This window comes from Bacillus cereus group sp. MYBK101-2 (assembly GCF_051918845.1).
GTDB lineage: Bacteria > Bacillota > Bacilli > Bacillales > Bacillaceae_G > Bacillus_A > Bacillus_A paranthracis.
Map to the genome: position 1 here is coordinate 115,013 of NZ_JBQAIE010000002.1, position 12,324 is coordinate 127,336.

Here is a 12,324-nt window from a genome sequence, read left to right on the forward strand (position 1 = left end):
TCTTTTCTTTTGGGTTATTCGAATTTTGGAAAATTATAGTGTATAATATATGGAATATTCAGTGAAATGTTTAGGAGGTTAATATTTTGTTTCATTCAAAATCAATGCCGGCTATAAAAATGATCCTTTCGATGTCTATTTTCGGATCAATTGGATTTTTTTCTGTTCAAACAGGTTTACCGTCTTTTGAATTAGTATTCGTTCGTTGCATTTGTGCGACTCTATTTTTAGCATTATGTTGGCTCGTAACAGGACAATATAAAAGTGAGCAATGGAATAAAAAAGAAGTCATGCAAATATTAGCATGCGGTGTATTTCTCGTTTTTAACTGGGTATTTCTATTTAAAGCATTTGAAGTTATGTCGATTACAATTGCGATTTCAGTGTACCATCTTGCACCCATTATTGTATTAATGATTGGTAGTATCGTATTTAAAGAGAGACTTACAGTATTTGCGGTTATGTCCATTGTCATTTGTTTTATTGGAACCGTTTTAGTAGCTGGAGTAGATGGAAGTCTATCGCTGGAAAAATTGATGTCATCTGGCATGGTATGGGCACTTCTTGCAGCATTATTTTATGCTTTTACTACTTTACTAGGAAAAGGAATTCAGCATACGAGCGCATATGCGATGACATTTTTACAAACATTTTTAGGTATATTTTTATTGCTACCATTCGTAGACTTTGGCAAGTTTCAAGGGTTAACAGAGATGAACTGGATGATGATTACAGCGACAGGTCTTATACATACGGGATTTGTATATTACTTATTTTTTGACAGTTTAAGAGATTTATCGACGAGATTAATTTCTGTATTAGTGTTTTTAGATCCTGCGGTTGCAATACTATTAGATACAGTCTTTACCGGGTTTAGACCGACTAGTATGCAAGTAGTGGGTATTGTTCTTATCTTTGTAGGGATGGCGTTTACTTTTCGGAAAACGAAGGAGGAAAAAATAGTAGTAGAAGAAAATTTCTATTTTTAATTGTAAATAATTAGGTTTAATTACGTTTATAATTTTCGGATTTTTTGTATAATATAATTTGCAATCTAATAAAGTAGCGGTAGGAACGGGAGATGGCAAGTTCCAGTCTGAAATGCTCGTTACACGTGGGCAATTTGCAAAGTTTTTACAAAGATCAATTGATAATTCTCCAGGGAAAATGGAATAGATAAAGAGAAAGCTCATAATTTGTGGAAGAGGTATCTTTCGCTCATTATGAGCTTTTGTTAATAGAGAGGTTACTATTGTCGTATGTTGTAGTTAAGTCGATATAATTGCATTTTTTGTCTAGAAAATGAACTCTTAAAACGTGAAGGATTTCTTTTGAAAAAAGTAGAATATTTATATTATAGAAACACCTTTACATGAATACAGGAAAGAAAATTAGTTTGCGTACAATTCGGTATAAAAATTGAAATTGAGAGCGAATTGGCTCTCCTTTAGTAGTGATTTTCACAATAATAGATTTTTTAAATGTAATATATTGCATAAATGGTGCAAAGGCAACATATGTAATATTGGAAAGGATTTCAGTCTATTATTTTCCGTTTTTTAAAATGGAGGTAAAGGGGAGAGGGCAATGAAGAAGAACATGTTACGTATAATGGCAACGGTAACTATTATGGGTGGTTTGTTTGTAAGTACGAATGTTCCAAACGTAAAAGCAGAAGAATATCCAGAAATGATTGTGTTTGATGATGTTCCAGTAAACTACTGGGCATATGACGATATAATGGATGTAGTATACAATAAAGTAATGTTAGGATATGGAAATGGTAAGTTTGGTGTAGGTGATAATGTAACAAGAGAACAAGTAGCAGCAGTGCTGTATCGTACATTGAATTTGAAAAGGGAAGGACCTTTAAAAAATCCATACAAAGATATTTCTGAGAGAGCAACAATGTTTTTAGATGAAATTTTAGTATTAACAGAGCATGGTATTTTTAAAGGTGATGAAAAAGGAAACTTTAGACCAACTGCACCAGTAACACGCGCAGAAATGGCACAAATTCTTACGAATGCATTTACATTTAAGGTGAAGAAGAACCATACATTTAAAGATGTACCAAATAATCATTGGGCAAAAAATGCGATTAGTGCACTACAGTCTAATCATGTCATAGTAGGAACAGGAAATGGGAAATTTGAACCGAATAAAGTTGTAACACGTGAGCAATATGCAACGTTTTTAAATAGAGCTGTTTTTTATTTTCCAGTAAAAGATGAAGATTATGAATGAAAGTTAACATATAAGGATGTTTAATTTATATTAATATAATATATATCGAGAAAAAAGCGTGGGAATTCCACGCTTTTTTCTTATTTGAAATTATTTGTAATTATACCGATTTTCTATTCGTAATTTAGTGTTTCGAATTTAGTGGATAAGAAGAGATTGAATAAAGTAACTTTTTATTGTTTAAATATACGATTTAGTAACTTTATTATTAATAAAGTGTAAATAAAAGTATGTGAAATATAGTTCATAAATTAGACAAAAATCACATGGAAATTATATTGTTACGCTTCTATTAATTCTTTATATTAGAAAAAAATATGTTTTTAGGGAGAGAATACTTTGAAGAAAAAAGTTTTAAAAGTAGCAACAGCTTTAACAATTATGGGTGGAGTAGCATTTAGTGCTGAAGGGACAACAGCAAAAGCTGAATTAGCTGCAAAGCCACAACAAGCAAGTCAAGCATTCTTTAAAGATGTACCAGCAGGACATTGGTCTTATGAAGCAATTCAAACTTTAGCAGAAGAAGAGATTATGCTTGGTTATGGAAATGGTGTGTTCGGTTTTGGACATAACGTAAATCGTGAACAAGTAGCAGCTTTAATTTACCGTGCACTTAATCTTGATGAAGAATTTGGTGAAGATGAGGAACTAGAAAGCCCGTATAATGATATTGTTGATGATAAATCAACGATGTTTCCTTTCGAAGTGTTAGCAGTAACAGAATTAGGTATTTTTACAGGTGACGAGAAAGGAAACTTCAGACCAAAAGATACGTTAACACGTGCAGAAATGGCGCAAGTTCTTACGAGAGCATTTGGACTACAAGTAAAAGGATCAGCAGGATTTAAAGATGTACCAAAAGGACATTGGGCAGAAAATGCGATTAATGCAGTAGGTTCAAATGGTATTTCAGTAGGAGATGGTAAGGGGAACTTCGCTCCGAACATGAAAGTAACACGTGAACAATATGCGCAATTCTTATTTAACGCAATGTTTGAATAAATAATAAAGAGGAGCTAGTGTTATATAACACTAGCTTCTTTTTTTATGTGAAATGCCGGTGAAAGAATACAGTTTTAGAAAAAAACGATTAATTTTTCAAAAAAAAACTTCCTTTTCTGAAGATTTGTTATATAATATAAAACATAAAATCAAATCTGTTATAAAACAGTTTAAGAAGGGGATGCTAATATGTCGACGCAAACTTCACGGGTTACACTCGTGGGAGAAATGTTACCAGCGTACAACGAAATATTGACACCTGAGGCGCTTAGGTTTTTAAAGGAACTACATGAAAATTTTAATGAGCGCCGCATAGAACTTTTACAAAAACGTGTGAAAAAACAACAAAAAATTGATGCAGGGGAGTTTCCGAAGTTTTTAGAAGAAACGAAGCACATACGTGAAGCGGATTGGACAATTGCCAAATTGCCAAAAGATTTAGAGGATCGCCGCGTAGAGATTACTGGTCCAGTAGATAGAAAGATGGTTATTAACGCTTTAAATTCAGGAGCACATCTTTTTATGGCGGATTTTGAAGATTCGAATTCACCAACTTGGGAAAATGCGATTGAAGGTCAAATAAACTTACGAGATGCAGTAAAGGGAACGATTTCACATAAAAATGAAAACGGAAAAGAATATCGTTTAAATAGTAAAACAGCAGTATTAATTGTGCGTCCAAGAGGATGGCATTTAGAAGAAAAACATATGCAAGTTGACGGAAAGAATATGTCTGGTAGCTTAGTAGATTTTGGACTTTATTTTTTCCATAATGCGAAAGCTCTTTTAGCAAAAGGAAGCGGTCCATACTTTTACTTACCGAAAATGGAAAGCTATTTAGAAGCAAGGTTATGGAATGATGTTTTCATATTTGCTCAAAAATATATCGGTATTCCAAACGGAACGATCAAAGCCACGGTGTTACTGGAAACGATTCACGCTTCGTTTGAAATGGATGAAATTTTGTATGAACTTAAAGATCATTCTGCTGGATTAAATTGCGGAAGATGGGATTATATTTTTAGTTTTCTAAAGGGTTTCCGTAATCATAATGAATTTTTACTTCCAGATAGAGCGCAAGTCACGATGACGGCGCCGTTTATGCGCGCGTATTCTTTGAAAGTAATTCAAACGTGTCACCGTCGTAATGCACCAGCTATTGGAGGAATGGCAGCACAAATTCCGATTAAAAACAATCCAGAAGCGAATGAAGCAGCTTTTGAAAAAGTGCGTGCGGATAAGGAGCGCGAGGCTTTAGATGGTCATGACGGGACTTGGGTTGCCCACCCGGGACTTGTACCAGTCGCGATGGAAGTATTTAATCACATTATGAAAACACCGAATCAAATTTTTAGAAAACGTGAAGAAATACATGTTACAGAAAAGGATTTATTAGAAGTACCAGTGGGAACGATTACAGAAGAGGGGCTTCGCCTGAATATTAGCGTAGGTATTCAATATATCGCATCTTGGTTAAGCGGACGGGGAGCAGCACCAATTTATAACTTAATGGAAGATGCAGCAACAGCGGAAATTTCTAGGGCACAAGTATGGCAATGGATTCGCCATGAAGGTGGAAAATTAAATGATGGCCGTAATATTACACTTGAATTAATGGAAGAGCTAAAAGAAGAAGAGTTAGCAAAAATAGAAAGAGAGATTGGTAAAGAAGCCTTTAAGAAAGGGAGATTCCAAGAGGCGACAACGTTGTTTACAAATCTCGTTCGGAATGATGAATTCGTACCATTTTTAACATTACCGGGTTATGAAATTTTATAAAGTGAAACTTTAATCAGTGGGGGGAGGGGTATCCCCCATTGATTATCAGCCCTCACCAATCGGACTTTTACGGGCAGTTGGCTCCGACCTAACTTCCTTGTATTCGCTGAATTTTGAGGTGGGAGTCTTACAGCCCGTTAATGTGGGATAAAAAATGAAAAGGGGATGGAACAAATGAAAAACGAAAGAATCGAGAAATTACAAGAGAGCTGGGAGTTAGATACGCGCTGGAAAGGGATCACACGTCCATATTCGGCAGAAGATGTAATTCGCCTGCGCGGGTCAATTGATATTGAACATACGTTAGCGCGCCGCGGTGCTGAAAAGCTGTGGGCGTCGCTTCATACGGAAGATTATATTAATGCACTTGGCGCATTAACAGGAAACCAAGCGATGCAGCAAGTAAAGGCTGGGTTAAAAGCAATTTATTTAAGTGGATGGCAAGTAGCAGCAGATGCAAACCTTTCTGGACATATGTATCCAGACCAAAGTTTATATCCAGCAAATAGCGTACCTGCTGTAGTAAAACGAATTAATCAAACGCTTCAACGTGCGGATCAAATTCAGCATATGGAAGGAAGCGGTGATACAGATTATTTCGTACCAATTGTAGCAGATGCAGAAGCTGGATTTGGCGGACAATTAAACGTATTTGAGCTAATGAAAGGTATGATTGAAGCAGGCGCATCTGGTGTACACTTTGAAGATCAATTATCTTCAGAGAAGAAATGCGGTCATTTAGGTGGAAAAGTATTACTACCAACGCAAACAGCGGTACGTAATTTAATTTCGGCACGCCTTGCTGCAGACGTAATGGGAGTACCGACAATTATTGTTGCAAGAACAGATGCGGATGCAGCAGATTTAATTACGAGCGATATCGATCCTGTTGATAAAGCGTTTATTACAGGAGAAAGAACACCAGAAGGATTTTACCGTACGAAAGCAGGTCTTGATCAAGCGATTGCACGTGGTTTAGCATACGCTCCTTATGCAGACCTCGTTTGGTGTGAAACATCTGAACCAAATTTAGAAGATGCAAAACGATTTGCGGACGCAATTCATAAAGAGCATCCAGGGAAATTGCTTGCATACAATTGTTCCCCTTCATTTAACTGGAAACAAAAACTAGATGAGAAAACAATTGCGAGCTTCCAAAAAGAAATTGCATCTTACGGTTATAAGTTCCAGTTCGTAACACTTGCTGGATTCCACTCATTAAACTACGGCATGTTCGAATTAGCACGCGGCTATAAAGAGCGCGGCATGGCAGCGTACTCTGAACTACAACAAGCAGAATTCGCAGCAGAAAAATACGGCTACTCTGCAACTCGCCATCAACGAGAAGTAGGAACAGGTTACTTTGATGAAGTAGCACAGGTGATTACAGGTGGTACTTCATCAACGACAGCATTAAAAGGATCTACAGAAGAAGCACAATTTACGAAATAAAGGGAAACTTTAATCAGTGGGGGTTTTCTTCATCCCCCACTGATTATTAGCCCTCACCAATCGGACTTTTAGGGGCAGCCCGACCCCCACCTAAATTCTTTGCTTTCGCTGCATTTTGAGGTGGGGGTCTTACTGCCCATTAAAGCGGGATAAAAGGAAGAGGCCCCCTTTTTGAAGGGTGCCTCTTATTATTTTTCGCACGATTCGAGAGTAAATAAAAATATATCGACGATTTATTCGATATATCTATCATAACTTAAAATTTATCAACGATTCGACAAAGGATATCGACCTACCGACAAAAAAGACAATATGATCAAATCCACTCAGCTCCATGATCACGAATAAACTTCATATCTTTTTCATAATGCTCTAAATGTCCTTCATCAATCATTCTTTGGAAACTTATGTTGCCTTCGTTTGCTTTTCTTTTTATATACGTACATAACGCTTCTAGGCGTATTAGTACCATACCTATGTAATCTTCGTCCATACTTTTTCCGTAGGACTGAACAAATAATCTCACTCTTTCTTTCATGCGATTAGCATGTTGCGCAGGTTCATAATGAACTGCCTCGCCCGATTCTGTATAATACACTCTACTTAAAGGTATACAAGTATAAAGCGTATAAGCGATATCCCAAATTCTTGGTCCGGGAGCAGCAACATCGAAATCAATAATACCTACTGGTTTCTCGTTATTAAATATAATGTTATATATAGCAAAATCATTGTGGCATAAAACCTCAATGTTATTTGGAGTATGGTCCATAGGTTTCCAATCATCTAATAACGGAAAGTCACTTACAGCATCATGATAAAGGCGAAGCATCTTTGCTATTTCTTTTAACACATCATTAGATCGCATATATTCTTTTAAAGGATAATTTCCAGCATCTCCTTCAATAAAAGATAAAATCTCTCTATTTTTCTCATCTATACCTAAAAATTTTGGAGCATGATGAAACCCTTTCTTTTCTAAGTGTTGTAATAACGTATGGATTTTTGAACTGCCTGGCTTTAATTCTCTCCGAACAGTATTTTTAGAACGATATACGTTTGAGACGTTTCCCCCTGTAAGCTTTTCTTCGTTTGTGTAGTTTGACATTTCATCCCCTCCAGTAAGTACTGTCAGATTACATTTTAACACTTAGAAAAAGGAATATAGTGGCATTCGAAAGATTTGTTTATTTTTATTCAAATAAGATATTGATAATTGCATACGTGATTTAATGTGTCAGTTATTTTCAAAAAAGATTGTACATTTTATTTTAATGTGCTATGATAATATCAGTTGAATAGTTAAATTAAGCAATCCATATATTATCAAGTGCTGGAAACGAACGAGAAAAAGTATGTGAGAACTAGTTTATGTTTCGTATTTGATAATGTGTGGATTCTTTTTTTAGATAGGAAAACTAAAAATTTTAAAAAATGTATTTTCTTAGGAGGAAATAATCATGGCAGTAACAGGACAAGTAAAATGGTTTAACAACGAAAAAGGCTTCGGTTTCATCGAAGTTCCAGGCGAAAACGATGTATTCGTACATTTCTCTGCAATCGAAACTGAAGGTTTCAAATCTCTAGAAGAAGGTCAAAAAGTTAGCTTCGAAATCGAAGAAGGTAACCGTGGACCTCAAGCTAAAAACGTAATCAAACTATAATTTTATAGTTGATGATGGAAAAAAGGATGGCTAATGCCATCCTTTTTTTAGGTTGTGGAGAAAGTTTTCCCAGAGCCTGTTTTTATATCTAAATCTCTTTTTCTATGTTACAACGGGTGAAAAATTATCTGGAATGCGTATTAGTTTCTGTAGAAGAATTAGTTCAGCAAGAGCATTTGCTGCGTATGATAGTAAATAATTATAAATTTGTATTCTCTGTTGAAATAGGGAAATCTTTTCCAGATAGACCTTGAGTAACATCTTTTTTGTTAGCATTGTTGTTAGAATTTTGTTCGTCTTGAGACGATGTTTCTAACATTTGTTCTTGCTCCTTACTAGGGGTATTCAGAGCATCTGATGGGACGCTATTAATCTGTTGGCTTAATAGACTTTTTTTCTCCATATTATACAGCTCCTTTTTGGAATTAGATAAAAAACTAATGTAATCATAAATAATCACTTACATATTTTGTGTTTTGAAGTGGAATTATATACAAAACTTATATTGCAGATTTAACGAGTTAAAAAGTTGCTAGTGATGTATAAAGGTGAAGTTCTTAATAAAAATGGGTAACACGTACAAGTACTTTTTAACGTAGTGGATCATTTTTAATCATGTTTTTTGTATGTAGTAATATTAAAAAGGGGATACAAGGACACCCGGAAGAAAATAGGAAGAAGAGCAAAAGGCTTCCAAAATAGAAAGCCTTTTACTCTTCTTTTTCAACTTTTTTCTTCTCGCATTTCTTACATTCAGAGCATTTCGATTTACGAAAAGGCTTTGCAAAAAATAATAGAATGAAAAATAAAGCGAATATAATGCTAGCTGAGTTTTTCACGATTACGATGTTGTTATTTTTCATGTGAATCGTTGGTTGCATTTCTTTTTCTTCCATAGCGGACCTCCATATATTGGATTTTTATTTTAATTATAGCAAAGTTAATTGTCTTAATGATGCGAAATGAGGAAGTAGTTGTAAATATTTATAGGTAGTATAAATAGATTTTGTATAGGTTTATTATTATAAAAACAATATATTTTTATTTTATAATTTAAAAGGCGTTTGACAAATAATAAAGTATTGTAAAAAAGCGGAATCTGTAAGCCATTTCCTTTTCATAGATGCTAAAATTATACATGCAGCTGCTAATATAAATAGAAAAAAGGAGATAGTGGAATATGGAAAGTAAAGTAGAACGCTACGTCGAAAACTATGTTGTAAATAAAAATACAATGGCCTTACTTCCTGTAATTCTCAGTGAAAAGAAAATTGTTACGCGAGTTGTTGAAGTGCAAGACTCTTTTTTCGTATTTCAAAAACCTCTAGATATTATAGAAAGAAGTTGTCGCAAGCATGGTTCTAGTTTCTTAGGCAGAAAAGAAGGAACGAAAGAGTTAACTCACATTACACATAAAGCACCAATTGCGATTAGTCCGACCGATCAACTTTATTTTTTCCCTACCTATTCGTATTCTAGAAAAGAGTGCGCGTGGTTATCTCATTTTTATATTGAAAGCAATAAAGAATTAAAAGATGGAAACCTTATTATTCGATTTATAAATGGCTTTGCGGTGAAGTTAGAGATATCGAAAACTAGTTTTGAAAATCAACAAAATCGTACTGCGAAATTGCGAACGGAGTATGAAGATCGTAGGAAAAAACAAGGGAGCCCTTGTTTTAAAGAGATTGATCAAAGGGATGAATCAACATTAAGACCAGCTTATGAGAAAGTGTATTTTGTTAGAGAAGAGGATGTATGAGAGGAAAAGGATGGGGTGACTCATCCTTTTTGATTTCATTATATATCCAGTTTACGTTGTAAGATTTATAAACAAAACGAGAGAAATGTACAAACTTTTTGTTCTCTAAGGGCTTAAGATAATATAAAATTACAATATAATGGTAATTATCCTGTGTACTTAATATAGTGTGAACATATATCATGTTACATTTGTGAAGTACATAATATTTTTTTCATACTGTATAAAAAGGAGATGGTATGTTGAAAAGGATTATGTTATTTTGGGCGCAATATATTCTTGTTTTGCCTATATTATTGCTTACCTTTATGTTTACTGGTTTTGTTGGTAGTCAGTTAATGATAGGGGCTGACAAACGACATTTTATATTTACGCCTCAAAATGCTACAGAATATAGTCAAATTAGTGAAATTGATAAATTACTATTTTCTTTTTCAATTCAACCAGTTGTCACCATAGTATTTCTTCTATCGATTGTGTACGTACTGACACTGCTTGTTTTTCAAATTATTGAATGCAAGAAGCAAAGAAAGATATTACACGGTTTGCAATATATGATTCTTATACCAATTGTTATTTACTTATGGTTAGGGATAACACAATTTTCCGCAGTTAGTTTAACTTGGATAGATAATTGGAAAGATTATCTTATATTTACTCCTGCAACTATAACGAATGAGCAAGATATATATATGGTTGATAAGTTTCTATACAAATTTCGAATGTTACCTATTCGAAGTACGGTATTAATACTATCTTTTATTTATTTGTTAATACTTATTGTGATTGACAGTGTACGTGTGCTAAAAAAATTGCGTGTAAGAAATAGTCAATAGCAGAGGGGAATTGTTTGAAAGTAGAATAATGATCCGTTGCTACTTATTTTCGTATAGGTAGAAATAACCTTACGTGCAGTAAGGTTATTCTTATGAAAAAGACTAATTATTACTTTCTGTATTTTCTTCTTTTTTAACCATTGAGTGATAATTTTTGGGTGCGTTGTCTAAATTAACTTCATATCCTGTCGAATATTGATAGATTATCATAGCATAATAATGAAGGAATTCTAATGAAAGATATGGAAACTTAATAATTACATCTCCATATGTCGTATCTACCATTTCCTCTTTCATATAGGCAATGATACAGTAGAGGTAGTACTTAGAGTAAAGGGGTAAAGTGTAGAATGGATTTTCAGACAATCAAAGAGTATTTTTCACCAGAAAATATGGATCATATTGTTGAAAGCTATAAAGCGTTCGGACCACTTCTTGGTATTGGGTTACCGATGATAGAGGCGCTAATTCCAGCATTGCCACTTATCGTATTTGTAATGGCGAATGCTGTTGCATTTGGATTTTGGCTCGGTTTTCTTTATTCTTGGCTTGGATCAGTAATGGGTGCCTTACTTGTTTTTTTCATAATCCGCCATTTTGGCCGAAGTCGTTTCTTTTCTTTTGTGAATAAGCATGAGAAAGTACGAAAGGCAATGGGATGGATTGAAAGGAAAGGGTTCGCGCCGATTTTCGTCATCTTTTGTTTTCCGTTTACACCGTCTGCGCTTATAAATGTTGTTGCTGGTTTATCACGCATTAGTGTAAAACAGTTTGGCCTTGCGCTCGCGTTCGGAAAGCTTGTGATGATTTTTATTTTAACGTATATCGGTCATGATTTAATGTCATTTATTCATAATCCGGTGAAATCAGTCATTGTAGCGATTGGTATTTTTATTTTATGGTATGTCGGTAAGAAAATTGAAGTAAAGTTAGAACTGCATTAAGAATAGTCTTCTTTGTAAAGGAAAGCTTCATTATTAAAGGATAAGGGGAGAAGCGGATGAAGAAAACTTTGAAAAAAGAAGGCATAGAGTGGATACGAACAATTTTAATTGGTGTATTATTAGCTGTATTTTTTCGAACGTTTTTCTTTTCAACGTATGTTGTAGAGGGGAAGTCAATGATGCCGACATTGCAAGATGGCAATATGCTCGTTGTAAATAAGGTGAGTTATCAAGTGGGGGACTTGAATAGGTTTGATGTTGTTGTATTTCATGCGAACAAAAAAGAGGACTACGTAAAACGAATTATCGGTTTACCTGGGGATCATATTGAATATAAGCATGATAAACTATATATAAACGGACAATTCGTGGATGAACCTTATCTAGAGAAATATAAGAAAGAGATACATGGACGACAACTAACAGGTGACTTTACGCTAGAAGAGTTAACGAAGGAAAAAACGGTGCCACCTGGATATATTTTTGTAGTAGGTGATAACCGCCTCGGGAGCTGGGATAGTAGACATTTTGGTTTTGTAAAAGCTGATACAGTTGTCGGTAAAGTTGATTTACGATATTGGCCAATTCAAGAGGTGCAAACGAATTTTTCAAAAGGTTGATATAATAGGTGGAAGTAT

Annotated in this window: 13 protein-coding genes and 1 pseudogene; 11 read left to right on the plus strand and 3 right to left on the minus strand. The window is 34.6% G+C overall.

The window, feature by feature from the left end:
- Positions 1-86: 86 nt before the first annotated feature.
- The 6 genes and pseudogenes from ACTFSI_RS05850 (at position 87) to aceA (ending at position 6,480) form a co-directional block, all read left to right on the plus strand.
- A complete protein-coding gene (locus tag ACTFSI_RS05850; protein WP_440045278.1) occupies positions 87-989 on the plus strand; it encodes a DMT family transporter in 903 nt (300 codons plus the stop codon).
- A gap of 58 nt (positions 990-1,047) precedes the next feature.
- A pseudogene (locus ACTFSI_RS05855) lies at positions 1,048-1,176 on the plus strand (S-layer homology domain-containing protein); the annotation flags it as partial.
- A 411-nt stretch (positions 1,177-1,587) separates the two neighbouring features.
- Positions 1,588-2,247 carry an S-layer homology domain-containing protein gene (locus tag ACTFSI_RS05860; RefSeq protein WP_044792691.1) on the plus strand — a complete coding sequence of 220 codons (660 nt, stop codon included), beginning with the start codon at positions 1,588-1,590 and terminating at the stop codon, positions 2,245-2,247.
- A 339-nt stretch (positions 2,248-2,586) separates the two neighbouring features.
- The gene (locus ACTFSI_RS05865; protein ID WP_440045280.1) at positions 2,587-3,249 is read left to right on the plus strand and encodes an S-layer homology domain-containing protein; all 663 of its coding nucleotides are present in this window, start codon (positions 2,587-2,589) and stop codon (positions 3,247-3,249) included.
- Positions 3,250-3,438: 189 nt separating this feature from the next.
- Positions 3,439-5,028, plus strand: coding sequence for a malate synthase A (gene aceB / locus ACTFSI_RS05870; protein ID WP_275894436.1), 1,590 nt, complete (start codon positions 3,439-3,441; stop codon positions 5,026-5,028).
- A 174-nt stretch (positions 5,029-5,202) separates the two neighbouring features.
- Complete coding sequence (aceA, locus tag ACTFSI_RS05875; RefSeq protein ID WP_000787355.1) at positions 5,203-6,480, plus strand: isocitrate lyase; 1,278 nt, start codon at positions 5,203-5,205, stop codon at positions 6,478-6,480.
- A gap of 316 nt (positions 6,481-6,796) precedes the next feature.
- On the opposite strand, the gene ACTFSI_RS05880 is transcribed toward aceA, so the two are convergent.
- Positions 6,797-7,588, minus strand: coding sequence for a phosphotransferase (locus ACTFSI_RS05880; RefSeq protein WP_440045282.1), 792 nt, complete (start codon positions 7,586-7,588; stop codon positions 6,797-6,799).
- Positions 7,589-7,940: 352 nt separating this feature from the next.
- On the opposite strand from ACTFSI_RS05880, the gene cspA reads away from it, so the two are divergent.
- A complete protein-coding gene (gene cspA / locus ACTFSI_RS05885; protein WP_000301522.1) occupies positions 7,941-8,144 on the plus strand; it encodes an RNA chaperone/antiterminator CspA in 204 nt (67 codons plus the stop codon).
- A 199-nt stretch (positions 8,145-8,343) separates the two neighbouring features.
- On the opposite strand, the gene ACTFSI_RS05890 is transcribed toward cspA, so the two are convergent.
- Both ACTFSI_RS05890 and ACTFSI_RS05895 read right to left on the minus strand, forming a co-directional pair.
- Positions 8,344-8,547, minus strand: coding sequence for a hypothetical protein (locus ACTFSI_RS05890; RefSeq protein ID WP_044792694.1), 204 nt, complete (start codon positions 8,545-8,547; stop codon positions 8,344-8,346).
- Positions 8,548-8,854: 307 nt separating this feature from the next.
- Positions 8,855-9,040: a hypothetical protein gene (locus tag ACTFSI_RS05895; RefSeq protein ID WP_440045283.1), complete on the minus strand. Its 186-nt coding sequence runs from the start codon at positions 9,038-9,040 to the stop codon at positions 8,855-8,857.
- Positions 9,041-9,324: 284 nt separating this feature from the next.
- Between ACTFSI_RS05895 and ACTFSI_RS05900 the strand changes: the two genes are divergently transcribed.
- The 4 genes from ACTFSI_RS05900 (at position 9,325) to lepB (ending at position 12,306) form a co-directional block, all read left to right on the plus strand.
- Complete coding sequence (locus ACTFSI_RS05900; protein ID WP_044792696.1) at positions 9,325-9,906, plus strand: competence protein ComK; 582 nt, start codon at positions 9,325-9,327, stop codon at positions 9,904-9,906.
- A gap of 239 nt (positions 9,907-10,145) precedes the next feature.
- Entirely contained in the window at positions 10,146-10,742 is a 597-nt protein-coding gene (locus ACTFSI_RS05905; protein ID WP_138322326.1) for a DUF4306 domain-containing protein, read from the plus strand.
- A gap of 350 nt (positions 10,743-11,092) precedes the next feature.
- Positions 11,093-11,686 carry a TVP38/TMEM64 family protein gene (locus ACTFSI_RS05910; protein ID WP_440045284.1) on the plus strand — a complete coding sequence of 198 codons (594 nt, stop codon included), beginning with the start codon at positions 11,093-11,095 and terminating at the stop codon, positions 11,684-11,686.
- Between the two features lie 56 nt (positions 11,687-11,742).
- Entirely contained in the window at positions 11,743-12,306 is a 564-nt protein-coding gene (gene lepB, locus ACTFSI_RS05915) for a signal peptidase I (RefSeq protein WP_000751898.1), read from the plus strand.
- Positions 12,307-12,324 lie beyond the last annotated feature (18 nt).